Origin of the sequence: Streptomyces sp. NPDC015144, assembly GCF_043079735.1 — a bacterium.
GTDB lineage: Bacteria > Actinomycetota > Actinomycetes > Streptomycetales > Streptomycetaceae > Streptomyces.
In genome coordinates, this window is record NZ_JBIBUU010000003.1 from 414,183 (window position 1) to 428,371 (window position 14,189).

The 14,189-nt window shown below is 72.9% G+C and carries 13 protein-coding genes; 7 read left to right on the forward strand and 6 right to left on the reverse strand.

What is annotated here, in order from left to right; genetic code table 11:
• Positions 1 to 22 precede the first annotated feature (22 nt).
• Positions 23 to 835 (reverse strand): class I SAM-dependent methyltransferase, encoded by an 813-nt coding sequence (locus tag ACF08W_RS08495; protein ID WP_392278818.1) that lies wholly within the window; start codon positions 833 to 835, stop codon positions 23 to 25.
• A 397-nt stretch (positions 836 to 1,232) separates the two neighbouring features.
• Between ACF08W_RS08495 and rpsA the strand changes: the two genes are divergently transcribed.
• Positions 1,233 to 2,744, forward strand: coding sequence for a 30S ribosomal protein S1 (rpsA, locus tag ACF08W_RS08500; protein ID WP_352274986.1), 1,512 nt, complete (start codon positions 1,233 to 1,235; stop codon positions 2,742 to 2,744).
• Between the two features lie 96 nt (positions 2,745 to 2,840).
• Here the strand turns inward: rpsA and ACF08W_RS08505 are convergent, their stop codons facing one another.
• Entirely contained in the window at positions 2,841 to 3,809 is a 969-nt protein-coding gene (locus ACF08W_RS08505) for a right-handed parallel beta-helix repeat-containing protein (RefSeq protein WP_392278819.1), read from the reverse strand.
• Positions 3,810 to 4,274: 465 nt separating this feature from the next.
• Between ACF08W_RS08505 and ACF08W_RS08510 the strand changes: the two genes are divergently transcribed.
• The 3 genes from ACF08W_RS08510 (at position 4,275) to ACF08W_RS08520 (ending at position 6,407) form a co-directional block, all read left to right on the forward strand.
• A complete protein-coding gene (locus ACF08W_RS08510; RefSeq protein ID WP_385211402.1) occupies positions 4,275 to 5,213 on the forward strand; it encodes a PAC2 family protein in 939 nt (312 codons plus the stop codon).
• A gap of 120 nt (positions 5,214 to 5,333) precedes the next feature.
• The gene (coaE, locus tag ACF08W_RS08515) at positions 5,334 to 5,939 is read left to right on the forward strand and encodes a dephospho-CoA kinase (protein ID WP_385211404.1); all 606 of its coding nucleotides are present in this window, start codon (positions 5,334 to 5,336) and stop codon (positions 5,937 to 5,939) included.
• A gap of 99 nt (positions 5,940 to 6,038) precedes the next feature.
• Entirely contained in the window at positions 6,039 to 6,407 is a 369-nt protein-coding gene (locus ACF08W_RS08520; RefSeq protein WP_352274990.1) for a tetratricopeptide repeat protein, read from the forward strand.
• A 34-nt stretch (positions 6,408 to 6,441) separates the two neighbouring features.
• Here the strand turns inward: ACF08W_RS08520 and ACF08W_RS08525 are convergent, their stop codons facing one another.
• Entirely contained in the window at positions 6,442 to 6,720 is a 279-nt protein-coding gene (locus ACF08W_RS08525) for a DUF6343 family protein (protein WP_352274991.1), read from the reverse strand.
• 77 nt (positions 6,721 to 6,797) lie between these two features.
• Between ACF08W_RS08525 and ACF08W_RS08530 the strand changes: the two genes are divergently transcribed.
• A complete protein-coding gene (locus tag ACF08W_RS08530; RefSeq protein ID WP_392278820.1) occupies positions 6,798 to 7,937 on the forward strand; it encodes an ADP-ribosylglycohydrolase family protein in 1,140 nt (379 codons plus the stop codon).
• 46 nt (positions 7,938 to 7,983) lie between these two features.
• Here the strand turns inward: ACF08W_RS08530 and ACF08W_RS08535 are convergent, their stop codons facing one another.
• The 3 genes from ACF08W_RS08535 to ACF08W_RS08545 are packed head-to-tail and all read right to left on the reverse strand — an operon-like array spanning position 7,984 to position 12,017.
• Positions 7,984 to 9,078 (reverse strand): tyrosine-protein phosphatase, encoded by a 1,095-nt coding sequence (locus tag ACF08W_RS08535; RefSeq protein WP_392278821.1) that lies wholly within the window; start codon positions 9,076 to 9,078, stop codon positions 7,984 to 7,986.
• A gap of 41 nt (positions 9,079 to 9,119) precedes the next feature.
• Entirely contained in the window at positions 9,120 to 11,111 is a 1,992-nt protein-coding gene (locus ACF08W_RS08540; protein WP_392278822.1) for a hypothetical protein, read from the reverse strand.
• A gap of 6 nt (positions 11,112 to 11,117) precedes the next feature.
• Positions 11,118 to 12,017: an SGNH/GDSL hydrolase family protein gene (locus tag ACF08W_RS08545; RefSeq protein WP_392278823.1), complete on the reverse strand. Its 900-nt coding sequence runs from the start codon at positions 12,015 to 12,017 to the stop codon at positions 11,118 to 11,120.
• Positions 12,018 to 12,203: 186 nt separating this feature from the next.
• Here ACF08W_RS08545 and ACF08W_RS08550 point away from each other — a divergent pair, with 186 nt between their 5' ends.
• Entirely contained in the window at positions 12,204 to 13,415 is a 1,212-nt protein-coding gene (locus ACF08W_RS08550) for a PucR family transcriptional regulator (RefSeq protein WP_392278867.1), read from the forward strand.
• A 49-nt stretch (positions 13,416 to 13,464) separates the two neighbouring features.
• Positions 13,465 to 14,175, forward strand: coding sequence for a class I SAM-dependent methyltransferase (locus tag ACF08W_RS08555; RefSeq protein WP_392278824.1), 711 nt, complete (start codon positions 13,465 to 13,467; stop codon positions 14,173 to 14,175).
• The last annotated feature ends 14 nt before the right edge of the window (positions 14,176 to 14,189 follow it).

Below are 14,189 nucleotides of genomic sequence, written 5' to 3' on the forward strand. Positions count from 1 at the left end.
GCCGCGTACGCGGACGAAGGCTTCAGTCCCGGACGCAGACGAAGATCGCGGTGCCCGGGATGAGGTTGCCGCGCAGTGGGGACCAGCCGCCCCACTCCTGGTGGTTCCAGGCCGGCCACTCCGGCTCGACCAGGTCCACCAGCCGGAAACCGCCCGCCACCACGTCCCGCACCCGGTCGCCCAGCGTCCGGTGGTGCTCGACGTACACGGCCTCGCCCCGCTCGTCCTGCTCGACGTAAGGGGTGCGGTCGAAGTAGGAGGCCGCGACGGAGAGGCCCTCCGGGCCCGGCTCGTCCGGGAACGCCCAGCGGATCGGGTGCGTCACCGAGAAGACCCAGCGCCCGCCCGGCCGGAGCACCCGGCGCACCTCGCGGAAGACCCGCACCGGGTCGGCGACGAACGGCACCGCCCCGTAGGCGGAGCACGCCAGGTCGAAGGAGCCGTCCCGGAACGGCAGCACCCCGGCGTCCGCCTCCACCAGCGGAACCCCGCCGCCGATCCGCAGGGCGTGCTGCAACTGGCGGTGCGAGAGGTCCACCGCCACCGGGCGGGCACCCCGGGCGGCGAGCCAGCGCGAGCACTGCGCGGCCCCGGCGCCGATCTCCAGGACGTCCAGCCCGCGCAGCCCGGCGGCGGGGCCCAGCAGCCCGGCTTCCGCCTCGTCGAGCCCCTCCGGGCCCCAGACGAAGCGGTCGTCGCCGAGGAAGTCGCCGTGGTCGCTCTGGTACTCGTCCGCGTTCCGGTCCCACCAGCCGCGACTGGCCCGGCTGCTCTCGGTCTCCGACGCCGCGCGGCGGGTCGCCTCGGGCTCGGCCGCGTAGATCTCTTGGCTCATCGTGTCCGTCGTTGTAGTTTGCCTTCACCCCGCCGCATGCGGGGCGCACCAGGGGGTACGTGTGAGTACGGTGCCCGTGCCCACGGATTCTTCCGGTACGGATCCGGCCACGGGGCGCACGAGTTGTGCCTGATATGCGCCGGAGCGCCCCCGGTGTGCGCCTTCGCGCATTGACCGTGCCCGGCTGCCCCCGTATGCTACAAGTTGCGCCGCGAGCCTGCGCGCCTCAGACCTAGCAGGCCGCGCTCGCATCTGTTGCATGCCCCTCGGTTCACGAGGCGCCTCCCGCCGAGCGGGGCGGGCGCTTCCCGAGCTGTCCGGAATTCGGCAGAGGTGATACGGGCTCCCGGCGTAGCAGTACCTACGACTCACTGTCCGTACCGGAGCCCTTTCCCACATGACGAGCAGCACCGAGACCACCGCCACCACCCCGCAGGTAGCGGTCAACGACATCGGTAACGAGGAAGCCTTCCTCGCCGCGATCGACGAGACGATCAAGTACTTCAACGACGGCGACATCGTCGACGGCGTCATCGTGAAGGTCGACCGGGACGAGGTCCTGCTCGACATCGGTTACAAGACCGAAGGCGTCATCCCCTCCCGCGAGCTCTCGATCAAGCACGACGTCGACCCGAACGAGGTCGTCAAGGTCGGCGACGAGATCGAGGCCCTGGTTCTCCAGAAGGAGGACAAGGAAGGTCGCCTCATCCTGTCCAAGAAGCGCGCTCAGTACGAGCGTGCCTGGGGCACGATCGAGAAGATCAAGGAAGAGGACGGCATCGTCACCGGTACCGTCATCGAGGTCGTCAAGGGTGGTCTCATCCTCGACATCGGCCTCCGTGGCTTCCTGCCGGCCTCCCTCGTCGAGATGCGTCGTGTCCGCGACCTCCAGCCCTACGTGGGCAAGGAGCTCGAGGCCAAGATCATCGAGCTGGACAAGAACCGCAACAACGTGGTCCTGTCCCGCCGCGCCTGGCTGGAGCAGACCCAGAGCGAGGTCCGCCAGACGTTCCTCACGACCCTGCAGAAGGGCCAGGTCCGCTCCGGCGTCGTCTCCTCGATCGTCAACTTCGGTGCGTTCGTGGACCTCGGCGGCGTCGACGGTCTCGTGCACGTCTCCGAGCTGTCCTGGAAGCACATCGACCACCCCTCCGAGGTCGTCGAGGTCGGCCAGGAGGTCACGGTCGAGGTCCTCGACGTCGACATGGACCGCGAGCGCGTCTCGCTGTCGCTCAAGGCGACGCAGGAAGACCCGTGGCAGCAGTTCGCCCGCACGCACCAGATCGGGCAGGTCGTTCCCGGTAAGGTCACCAAGCTCGTTCCCTTCGGTGCGTTCGTGCGCGTCGACGAGGGCATCGAGGGTCTGGTCCACATCTCCGAGCTGGCCGAGCGCCACGTGGAGATCCCGGAGCAGGTCGTCCAGGTCAACGACGAGATCTTCGTCAAGGTCATCGACATCGACCTCGAGCGCCGCCGCATCAGCCTCTCGCTGAAGCAGGCCAACGAGTCCTTCGGTGCCGACCCGGCCTCGGTCGAGTTCGACCCGACCCTGTACGGCATGGCCGCGTCCTACGACGACCAGGGCAACTACATCTACCCCGAGGGCTTCGACCCCGAGACCAACGACTGGCTCGAGGGCTACGAGGCGCAGCGCGAGGCGTGGGAGACCCAGTACGCCGAGGCGCAGCAGCGCTTCGAGCAGCACCAGGCCCAGGTCATCAAGTCCCGCGAGGCCGACGAGGCCGCCGCTGCCGAGGGCGCTGCCGCCCCGGCCGGTGGTGCCCCGGCCGCCTCCGGCGGCAACGGTGGCGGCTCGTACTCCTCGGAGTCGGCGGACAACTCCGGCGCCCTGGCGTCGGACGAGGCCCTGGCCGCCCTGCGCGAGAAGCTGGCGGGCGGCCAGAGCTGACGCTCTGCCCCCTCCGGTCGGTGATCGACCGCAGTAGCTGAAAGTGAGGCCCGCTCCCTTCGGGGAGCGGGCCTCATGCGTGTCCGCGGGGGGCCGCTACGGGGTGACGGCGATGTTGGTCAGCCCCTTGCCGCCGGTCACCGTGTTGCTGCTGTAGACGGTGGTCGGGCAGCCGGAGCCGTAGTTGGTGACGTTGACCGCGAGGCGTTTGTCGCCGGTGGCGCCGGTCAGGTCGGAGGTGTTGTTCCGGAAGACGGTGCCGCAGCCCCAGCCGCTCTGCTGGGTGTGGGTCTCGTAGCCGTTGTTGCTGGTACGGGTGCCCTTGTTGTTCTCGACCAGGACGTCGTTGCCCTTCACGTCGACCCAGGAGTCGTCGAAGTGGGCGCCGGTCAGCCCGCCGCCGTCGAAGGTGTTGCCGACGATCCTGACCCCGGTGGTGCCCTCCTTGACGTCGACGTTCTCGCCGCCGACCCCCGGCCCGATCGTGTTGTTCAGGATCTGCACCCGGTCGCTCCGGTCGGAGAGGTCGTTGGCGGTGCCGACGTAGACGCCCTCGCCCATGCCGCGTCCGTCCCGCCCGGTGTCGTAGATCCGGGAGTTCTTGATGACGCCGTCCTTGCTGGACGTGCGGAAGTGGACGCCCTCCATGGTGAGTCCGTGCACGGTCACCGAGTCGATGACGACGCCGGTGGCGGCGTCGGCCATGATGCCCTTCTGGCCGCCGGTGACGGTGATGCCCTGGACGGTCCAGTAGGAGGCGCCGTTGAGGTGGAGCCCGTAGCCGCCGCTCGCGGTGAGGACCGCCCTGGCCGAGCCGGTGAGGGTGATCCGGGCGCCGGCGGTGGCCGGGACGGTTGCCTTGAAGTTGCCGGTGTAGGTGCCGTCGGCGAGCCGGATCGTGTCGCCGGGGGAGGCGGCGGCGAGGGCGGACTTGAGCTGGGCGGCGGTGCTCACATCGACGGCCGCGGCCGTACCGGCCGCCGTGGCGGTGGTGGAGGCGACGGCGAGGCCGCTGGTGGCGAGGGCGGTGGCCAGCAGGGCCGGGAGCAGCGTGCGGGTGCGCATGGGGGGTGCCTTCCCGTCGAAGGAGTTCGAGGTTCTCGTACATGAATGTGGGGCGAGTCTCTGAACTTGCTGCCCAGTGACGGTAGGGACGCGGTGCGACCGTGTCAATGTCTGGACCAATGCCCGGCGGGGCGCCGGTCCGGCGTTCGGGGCGAAGGCGGGAACGCATGTGTGGTGCGGGTGGGGCGGGTGAGGTTGGGTGCGGCCCGTTGCCGGTGCCGGTGGTTCCGTACGGCTCTCAACTCCGTTGATTCTTCGTGCTGTTCGGGCTTCCGGCGGTCAACGCGGCTGCTTCCGGGCGCCGGTGTGGAAGGGATCGGGGCAGGGGCGTGCGAGTACCGTTGTCCCCGCTCCGGCGCTTCCGTGCGCCGCCCGGCATGAACCGGCGGGTGAAGGGGCACAGTCCGGGAATGCATGTGCGCTGCCGGACGTTCTTCCCGACGAATACGAGGAGGAGCGGTAACCGTGCCTGATCCGCAGAGTTTGTACGAATGGGAGCCCAAGGGCCTGGCCGTCGTCGACATGGCGCTCGCCCAGGAGTCGGCCGGCCTGGTCATGCTCTACCACTTCGACGGCTACATCGACGCGGGCGAGACCGGCGAGCAGATCGTGGACAACGTGCTCGACTCGCTGCCGCACCAGGTCGTGGCCCGCTTCGACCACGACCGCCTCGTCGACTACCGCGCACGGCGCCCGCTGCTGACCTTCCGGCGCGACCGCTGGACCGCCTACGAGACCCCGACGCTGGAGGTCCGCGTCGTGCAGGACACGACGGGGGCACCGTTCCTGATGCTGTCGGGCCCCGAGCCCGATGTGGAGTGGGAGCGGTTCGCCGCCGCCGTCGAGCAGATCGTCGAGCGTCTCGGCGTCCGCCTCGCGGTGAACTTCCACGGGATCCCGATGGGCGTCCCGCACACCCGCCCCGTCGGTCTCACCCCGCACGGCAACCGCACCGACCTCATGCCCGGCCACCGCACCCCCTTCGACGAGGCGCAGGTGCCCGGCTCCGCGGCGGCCCTGGTGGAGTACCGGCTGATGGAGGCCGGACACGACGTCCTCGGCGTCGCCGCCCACGTCCCGCACTACGTGGCCCGCTCCGCGTACCCGGACGCGGCACTCACCGCGCTGGAGGCCATCACGGCCGCCACCGGCCTGGTCCTGCCCGCCGTCGCCCACGCCCTGCGCACCGAGGCGCACCGCACCCAGACCGAGATCGAGCGGCAGATCGGCCAGGGCGACGAGGAGCTGGTCTCGCTCGTCGAGGGCCTTGAGCACCAGTACGACGCGGTCGCCGGGGCCGAGACCCGCGGCAATCTGGTCGCCGAGCCGGTGGACCTGCCGTCCGCCGACGAGATCGGCCTGGAATTCGAGCGCTTCCTCGCGGAGCGCGAGGGCGACGTCTGACCGTTCCCGACCGCCGTGCCCCGGGCAGGGGCACCAGGCCCTGCCTTCACACTGCCGCCCTCCGTGCCCGGCCTCCGGCCGGACGACGGCACCGTGAGGACAGGGCCTATGCTTCCGGGCATGCTGAAGGTGGGCCTGACCGGCGGGATCGGCGCCGGCAAGAGTGAAGTGTCACGGCTGCTCGTCGGGTACGGGGCCGTGCTGATCGACGCGGACCGGATCGCCCGGGAGGTCGTCGAGCCGGGGACCCCGGGGCTCGCCGCCGTGGTAGCCGAGTTCGGCGAGGAGGTGCTCGCCGCCGACGGCACCCTCGACCGGCCGAAGCTCGGCTCGATCGTCTTCGCCGACGCCGACCGGCTCGCCGCGCTCAACGCGATCGTGCACCCCCTGGTCGGTGCCCGCTCCGCGGAGCTGGAGCGGGCGGCGGGGCCGGACTCGGTCGTCGTCCACGACGTCCCCCTGCTCACCGAGAACGGCCTGGCGCCCCTCTACGACCTGGTCGTCGTCGTGGACGCGAGCCCCGCGACCCAGCTCGACCGGCTGGTGCGGCTGCGCGGCATGACCGAGGCCGATGCCCGCGCCCGGATGGCCGCCCAGGCCACCCGTGAGCAGCGGCGCGCCGTGGCCGATCTGATCGTCGACAACGACGGACCCCTGGCCGGGCTGGAGCCGCAGGTGCGCGAGGTCTGGGCGGAGCTGACCCGGCGGGCCGCCGAGGCCGGCTGACCCGTACGGAATACCGGGCCGGTGGCGGGCGTTGCAGATCCGACGGGGCCAGGTTTCGTGTGCGACGCGACCGTGAGGCCCGGAGGGAAGGACGAGAGCGTGCCCGAGAGGACCCCGGAGACCGACGTCATCGACTTCCGCGCGGCCGAACGGCTGCTGGACGCGCGTGATCCGCGAGGCGCGGTGAAGCTGCTGGATTCGGTGATCGCGGCCCATCCGGAGAACACCGCGGCCCGGCTGCTGCGGGCCCGCGCCTTCTTCGCCGCCGCCCAGCTCCGCCCCGCCGAGCTCGAATTCGAGCTGGTCCTGGAGCGCGAGCCGGACAACGCCTTCGCGCACTTCGCGCTGGCCCGCACCTTCGAGCGGTCCGGCCGCACCGACCGGGCCGCCCGGCACTTCCGGCTGGCGGCGGCGCTGGACCCGAACCCGGAGTACCTGAAGGCGGCCCGCTTCCCGGCGCAGGACTGAGCGGGCGGCGGCCGCCACCGGGCGCCGGCCCCGCTCAGTGCCCGTACCGCCCGCGTCCGCCGTGGTCGGGCTCGTACGGCGGGATCCTGCGGCCCGGCTGGTAGTGCGGGCCCTGGCGCATGTGGTGGACGATCACCGCCAGGTCCACCAGGACCAGCAGGAGCAGCAGTCCGCAGGCGACGGCCCAGCCGTCCCGGTCGGCCAGGGTGAAGGCGACCAGGCCGAAGAGGGCCCAGGCCAGGCCCCATAGACTCAGCCAGAGCCGCAGCCGCAACGGGCTGCGGGCCGTCATCGGTTCATTGCCGGTACGCATGGAGCATCGCCTCTCCTACCAGGATGGACCCGCGACGGTGTTTCGGCGCAGGCGACGTCTGATCGAGGGGAACGCGCGTGAACGGCACATCGTGGGAGGACCGCACCGGCCGCCGGGCAAGGGTGCGGGGCTGTCTGCTGGGCGGGGCGATCGGGGACGCGCTGGGCAACCCGGTGGAGTTCCTGTCCCTGGCCGGGATCCGGCGCGCCCACGGCGAGCACGGCGTTCCGGGGCTCCTCCCGGACGACGAGGGCGTCGTCGGGCGGGTCACGGACGACACACAGATGACCCTGTTCACCGCGGAAGCGCTGATCAGGGCCCACTCCCTGGCGATGGCGAAGGGGAGCGGCCAGGGCGGCCACCACGACGGCGGGGCCACGGCCCGTACCGTGCGGAACGCCTATCTGCGCTGGCTGGACACCCAGACCCACCCCGCGCCGCCGGCCCGGGGTGGCGACGACCCGGTACGGACCGGCTGGCTCCGGCAGCAGCCCTGGCTCTACGCGCGCCGCGCCCCCGGAAACGCCTGCCTGACCGGGCTCGCCACCGGCCACGTCCCCGAACCGGCCGACCGCCTCGGCGGGCACGGCCCCGTCAACACCGGCTCCAAGGGGTGCGGCACGGTGATGCGCTCGGCCCCCTTCGGGCTGGTGGGGCTCGACCCCGACGAGGCGTTCCGGCTGGCCTACTGGTGCGCGCAGATCACCCACGGCCACCCGACCGGCGCGTACGCGGCCGGGGCCTTCGCCGCGATCGTCGCCCACCTCCTGGAGGGCGACTCGACGGAGGGCGCCGTGCTGCGGGCCATGGAGCTGCTGCGCCGCCACCCGGGCCACGAGGAGACCTCCACGGCGCTGCGGGCCGCCCTCGACCTGGCCGCGCGGGGCGCGCCGACCGGCGAGAAGGCGGAGAGCCTGGGGGCGGGCTGGGTGGCCGAGGAGGCGCTGGCCATCGCCGTGTACGCCGCGCTGGTGCTGCCCGGCGCGGACCAGGTCGCCGAGGCGCTGCGGCTCTCGGTCAACCACTCGGGCGACAGCGATTCCACCGGCTCGGTCTGCGGCAACCTGCTCGGCGCCCGCCACGGCGACGTGCACCTTCCGGCGTCCTGGCTGGTGGCGACCGAGGGCCGGGCGGTCATCGGCGAGCTGGCCGACGACCTCTGCCTGGAGTTCGAGGGCACGGTGGCCTGGCCGGCCGGCCGGTACCCGGCGTACTGACGGGACGGGAGCGCCGTCCGCCGGTACGCCGGGGGCGGGCGGCGCGTCAGTCGGTGAGGAGCTTGGCGCGCAGCTTGGCCACCGTGGCGTCGTCGATCCGCAGTCCCTTGCTGACGTAGCTGTCGAAGTCGCCGTAGATCTTGTCGACCTGGTCGAACGCGGCGCGCAGCCAGCTCAGTTCGACGGCCTTCGGGTTGCCCAGGTAGTCGTTGCTGGCGAGGAAGTCCGCCTCGACGGTCTCGCGCGGGACGCCGAGCAGGGTGAGCAGGACGGCGGTGCTCCAGCCGGTGCGGTCCTTGCCCGAGCTGCAGTGGTAGACCGTGGCGCCGGAGTCGTTGTTCGCGACGGCGGTGACGAGGTCGCGGAAGGCGTAGTCGGCGCCCACGAAGTTGACCATGAACGGGTAGCCGATGGACTGGCCGAGGTCGGACGAGCCGGAGAACAGCCCGGCCGCGATGGCCTCGGCCAGCGTCATCAGCGCCGAGTCGTGGAAGCGGATGCCGTGGTCGAGCGTGACGACGTCGGCGACCTGGTACGTCACCCCGGCGGGCAGCCGGTCCGGGTCCTGGTACCGCTCCACGGCGTTGCGGAGGTCGATGTCGAGGGTGAGGCGCTGGGAGAGCAGCTGCTGCTGCTCGGCGTCGCTGAGCTTGTTGATCTTGTTGGAGCGGTAGACCAGGCCGGGGCGCACCCAGCGGCCGTCGGCGGTGCGGTAGCCGCCGATGTCCCGGAAGTTGCGGGCGGAGTCGATGCCGGCCGAGCGCTCGGCGACGACGAGCGGGGAGCCGCTGTCCGGCACCAGGCGGAAGTACCAGCGTGTGGGTCCGGCGAGGGTCCCGGCGGGGACGGTCAGCGAGCCGGTGCCGGGCGCGGTGCCCACCGGGGCGCCGGTGGTGGCGTCGGGGGAGGTGGTGGCGGTGACGGTGACCGATCCGGCGCCGGACGCCCAGGAGAGCGTGTAGCCGCCGTCGGCGGTGCGCTTCGCGGTGGCCGAGGTGAACGGCACGGCGGCCCGCGTGGCGGCCTGCGCGCTCGCCGCGGGGGCCCGGTCGGCGGTGGCGGCGAGCGCGGGCGGGGTGAGCAGTGTGCCGGTGAGCAGGGCGGCCGCGACGGCTGCCTGGGCGATGCGGTGCGTGCGCATGATGCTCCTTGTCTGCGCCCCGGTCGGGGCGTGGCGGGGGGTCAGGAGGTGGGGGCGGCGGTGCACGGTGCGGCGCCGCAGACATTGATGACACGGCCGGTGGTCAGGAAGGTGGCCTTCTGCCGACGCGCGTCCGAAGAGTTGCGGGGATCGGAGTGCGGGTCGTGGCCGTACTCCGGCCCGGTGGGCGGGGTGTTGGTGACCGGCGGGGAAGGGGTGCCGCTGTCCCACACCGTCATCGCCGAGCCCCGGTACGGGAGTTGGTCGCGCCCGAGCCGCCCGATGCCCCAGTACGGGACGGTGTCCGGGCTGCGGCCGGGGGCGAGGGCCGGGGTGATCAGCCGGGCGCCGATGGTGCGCGCCTCCACCTCGGCGGCGGCGTTGGCGACCTGGTGGTCCCCGTACGCGATGTGCATCAGCACCTGGTGGCGGTCGGTGAGGTGGGCCGCGTAGCCGTTGGTCTCGCCGCGGTCCCAGACCATCTGGAAGAGCTGGAGCACGATCTGCTGGCGCAGCTTGTCCGGGTAGGAGGCGTCCAGGATCTGCTGGAACGGTGCGAAGTCGGCGCTGCGGTTGAGGAGCAGGCCGTAGTTCATGCCGGTGACGCCGAGGACGCCGCGCCGGATGTCGGGCGAGGCGGCGAGCAGGGCCCCGCCGAGGATCCCGCCCTGGCTGTTCCCGTCGTAGCCGATGCCGCGCCGGATGTCGACGAGCGGTCGGCCGTTCGTGTCGCGGAAGGCGGGGTCGGCGGTCAGCCCGGCGGGGTGGATCAGGGCGCGGGCGAGGAAGAGGGCGTTCAGCAGGCCCTGTTCGGTGCGTTCGGGGACGGCCGGGAAGAGGCTGGGATCGGTCAGCGCGCCGACCACCACGGGGATGTCCGCCTCGGCCATCCCGATCCAGTCCGTCGCGCAGAAGGTGAAGTTGTGCTCCGCCGCCATGTCCTTGACGTTGCCCGCGCCGACCTCCGCGCGGCGGCCGAGGAGGCCGTGCCCGTAGAGCGCCGGGTGGGCGGGGGACCGGAACGCGGAACGCGGTATCTCGCACCGGAACTCGGCGAGCTGGGTGCTGCCCGCCAGGTGCCGGGGCAGCCCGTCGCGGCCGCGGTGCAGTACGGAGCCGGGCGGGCCGCCGGGCTCGTCCAGGTAGCCGGGCACCTCGATCCGGCCGGTCACCTCGCGGGCGATCCGGGGGTCCTGCTCGGCGGTGAAGTCGGTGACACCGGTGACGGTGTACGCCGGTGACCGGCCGCCGAGCCGGCGGAACGCGTCGTCGCGCACGGCGAAGAGGTCACCGCTGAGGCTCCGGGTGCTCGCGACGGTGAAGTCCCAGGCGAGGTAGAGCCCTTCGGTCCGTACCCCGGCCCGGCGCAGCGCCGTCAGCGCGGGCCGCAGCCGGTCCTGCCGGGCGCGCAGCGGGTGCCCGGTGGGCAGGGCCGCTCCGGCGACGGCCGCGAACGGTGCGGCGGCCGGGATCGTGTCCCCGGCCCGGTCCCGGAGGCCGCGCAGGGCCACGGCGTAGTGGTGGCCCTCGTGGAGGTTGCGGGCGGGGTGGATCAGCAGGGCCCGGCGGGCGGGGTCGGTGGCGTTGGCGTCGGCCTCGGCCCAGTACGGCCACCGCCGGCCGGTCGTGGTGTCCAGCAGGACCACCGGGGCGTCCGGGGCGAGGGAGCGGCCGATGTCGGTGAGCGGGGCCGTTCCGGTGGCCGCCGGGTCGAGGCCGGGGACGTGCGCGATCAGCGTCGAGCCGGGGGAGAAGCCGTCGGAGCGGTTCCAGGCCGTCGGGTCGACGGGGCGGCCGGCGGCGCCGGGCGGCAGCGCGGCGGTGTCGAAGGCGACCCGGCGGCCGGTGTCGGTGGCCGGATCGGGCCGGGTGTACCAGTCGTTCGGGAACGGCAGCAGGCACTCGGTGGGGGCCAGCGGGTCGCAGCCCGCCCCGGACGCCCCGGCGGCGCGGGCCGCGGGGGCGTCCGGGACGAGCAGGGCGGCGGCGCCGAGCGCCACCGCCAGCAGCCCGCGCAGCAGACGGTGACGCAAGGCCGGTCAGCTCCCCTGGATGTGCGCGCCGATGATGGCGGCGTAGTTGGCCTCGCCCCTCTTGTTGGGGTGCAGCGGGGCGGCGGCCGCGGTCGGTACGTACCCCTCGACCCACTTGTCCGACGGGGCCTGGCAGGAGTCGTGGCCCTTGCTGGGGGTGGCGAGGTCGATGTACTCGGCGCCGTGCGCGGCGCTCTGCTCGGCGATCACCGTGTTCATCCGGTCGACGCTGCCCTGGAGGAAGTCGGCGTCCACCGGGAGCACCGGCTGGAGCGGCCAGCAGCCGCCGGGCTTGATGTACAGCCCGTACCCCGTGACGATCACCCGGGCCTGCGGCGAGCGCTGGTGGATCGCGTCCAGCACGGTGCCGAGCTTCGGCGCGAACGCGGCGATGCGCTGCCCGATCTGGTCCACCCCGCCCTCGTTGTACTTCTCCTTGCACGGAGTGGCGTTCGGGTCGAGGGTGGTGCACTTCTGCGCGATGCCGACCAGGCCGGCGTCGTTGCCGCCGATGGTCAGCGTGACCAGGTCGGTGTCGGCGCGCAGCGCGTCGAACTGGGGCGGCGCCGAACCCATCGGGATGTCGAGCACCGACAGCGACTGCGCCTCGGTCATGTGCTTGGACGCGGCGCCGCTGCAGGTCACGTCGGTCAGCGACGCGCCGAGCCGGGAGGCGAGCTCGTGCGGATAGTTGTGCGTGGAGCGGCCGCAGGCCAGCGGGCCCGTGAAGTCCGGGATGAGCGGACCGGAGGCCATCGAGTCGCCGAGCGCGACGTAGGAGAGGGCACCGGCCTCGGCGGCGGAGGCCGGAACCGCACCCGTCCCCACGGCCAGACCGGCCAGGGAGAGCACCCCGGCAGCAGTTCTGACGGTCCGACAGAAACCCTTGTTCTGGGGCAGGTTCACAACATCCTCCGACGGTGGGGGCGGGACGTGGCATGGCGTGTGACGCGGGCCATCATGCAGACTCGGGTGCCGTCGTTTAACTGGTGGGTAACGCAGACTTCCGCGGGGGAACTTGTGACGCGTGACAACCGGCCGCCCGTCGCCACGGGGGAGTCCGGCACCACGGAAGGGCCGAAGGGCCGGCCGCTGGCCATCGCCGGGCGTCCGGTGGCCGCCCAGCTGAGAGCCCGGGTGCCCGCCCTGACCGGCCGGGTCGTGGCCCGGCTCCTCGCCGATCTGCCGGTCTACGCCGACCTGCCGCACGAGGAGATCTCCGGCGACATCGCCGACATCGTCCAGCACAATCTGCGGCTCTTCGCCGATGTCGTCGAGCACCGCCGCCCCGCCACCGACGCCGAACTCGCCCAGCAGCGCGACTCCGCGGCCCAGCGCGCCGAGGAGGGCGTGCCGCTGGACGCGATCCTCACCGCCTACCAGGTCGGCACCGCGATGTGCTGGCAGGAGACCGCGAAGGGGGCGCTCCCCGGCGACCTGCCCACGGTCCTGGAGATCATGGACCGCATCATGGTCCTCCAGCAGCAGCTGACCTCCGCCGTCAGCGGCGCGTACCTGGAGGCCCGGCAGATCCTCGACAGCCAGGACCACGGCGGCCGGCACGCTCTGATGGCCGCGCTATTGACCGGCGAACCCCTGGACCGGTTCGCCCACCGCACCGGACTGCGCCCGGCCGCCCGCTACCTCACGATGACGCTCTCGCTGGCCCCGCACCCCGACGAGCTGAACCAGCCGCCGGGGCCGGGCGCGGGCGTCGCCGCCCGGCGCAAGATCCGCCGCGTCCGCACGGCCCTGGACCACTTCGCCGGTACGCCGGTGCTCACCGCCCTCGACGCCTCCGGCGGCACGGTGCTGCTGCCCGCCGCCGGGCCGCCGCGCTGGCACGGGCCGGGCGGGCTGTCCGAGCTGATCGAGGAGGCGGCCCGCGCGGCCGGGGTGCCCATCACGGCCGCGGCGGAGACCGCCGAACCGGAGGCGGTGCCGTCCGCCGTGGCCCGCAACACCGAGATCGTCGAGCTGGTCGTCCGTACCGGACGGCCACCGGGCCTGTACCGGCTGGCCGATGTGTTGCTGGAGTACCAGCTCAGCCGCCCCAGCGAGGCCCTGCGCGGGCTCGCGCGGCTCCTGGACCCGCTGGAGGCGAAGCCGGAGCTGCTGCGCACCCTGGAGACCTACCTCGAACTGGGCCTGGACCGGCGGGCCACCGCGGCGGCCCTGCACATCCACCCCAACACCGTCGACTACCGGATCCGCCGCATCGACCGGCTGACCGGGCTCTCCCCGGCCCGCCCGGCCGATCTCCAGCACCTCAGCGCGGCGCTGGTGGCCCGCCGTTCGGTGTGAGCGGGGGCGCGGACGGAACCCCGCCGGGCGGCCGTTCGTTCGACCGCACATGAGCGGACAACGGGTACGTGAGGGCTATACGGGTACGGGTCCCGGCGCGATCACGCCGGACGGCTGCGCCGTCGAGCTGTACCGGCGGCTGCCGGTGAGGGACGAGCCGGACGTGATCGCCGCGGCCGTGCCCGCCGGGGCGAGCATCCTGGAGCTGGGCTGCGGAGTGGGCCGGGTGACCGGTCCGCTGGCCGAGCGGGGTTTCCGGGTCACCGCCGTGGACGAGTCCCCACAGATGCTGGAGCACGTGCGGGGCGCCGTCCGTACCGTGTGCGCCCCGATCGAGTCGCTGGACCTCGGCAAGGAGCGGTTCGACGTGGTGATGCTGGCCTCGTTCCTGGTCCACGCGGGCGACGAGCGGGTCCGCGACGGGCTGCTGCGCACCTGCCGCGGACACGTCGCGGACGGCGGCGTCGTGCTTCTCCAGCGCGAGGGCGCCGACTACCGCCTGGACCTGCCGAAGGAGCGGACCTACCCGGAGGGCCACACCGTACGGATCGTCTCCGCGGAGCCGGTGGGCGACGGGGTGGACTCCATCCACGTGGAGTACGTCTTCGACGACGCGCGGTGGACGCAGACGTTCCGGTCGCGGGAGCTGTCGAAGGAGCGGTTCGAGGCATGTCTGGCGGAGGCCGGGCTGGCCGTCGACCGGTACCTCACGGACGACGGCATCTGGGTGCGTGCCGTGCCCGTGCGGGTCGTTCCCTGAAGGAGCGGTCCCGG

Bases quoted from the DNA above. Each gene is read 5' to 3' on its own strand.
- ACF08W_RS08495 (WP_392278818.1), bottom strand. From the start codon at position 835: ATGAGCCAAGAGATCTACGCGGCCGAGCCCGAGGCGACCCGCCGCGCG.
- rpsA (WP_352274986.1), top strand. From the start codon at position 1,233: ATGACGAGCAGCACCGAGACCACCGCCACCACCCCGCAGGTAGCGGTC.
- ACF08W_RS08505 (WP_392278819.1), bottom strand. From the start codon at position 3,809: ATGCGCACCCGCACGCTGCTCCCGGCCCTGCTGGCCACCGCCCTCGCC.
- coaE (WP_385211404.1), top strand. From the start codon at position 5,334: ATGCTGAAGGTGGGCCTGACCGGCGGGATCGGCGCCGGCAAGAGTGAA.
- ACF08W_RS08525 (WP_352274991.1), bottom strand. From the start codon at position 6,720: ATGCGTACCGGCAATGAACCGATGACGGCCCGCAGCCCGTTGCGGCTG.
- ACF08W_RS08535 (WP_392278821.1), bottom strand. From the start codon at position 9,078: ATGCGCACGCACCGCATCGCCCAGGCAGCCGTCGCGGCCGCCCTGCTC.
- ACF08W_RS08555 (WP_392278824.1), top strand. From the start codon at position 13,465: ATGAGCGGACAACGGGTACGTGAGGGCTATACGGGTACGGGTCCCGGC.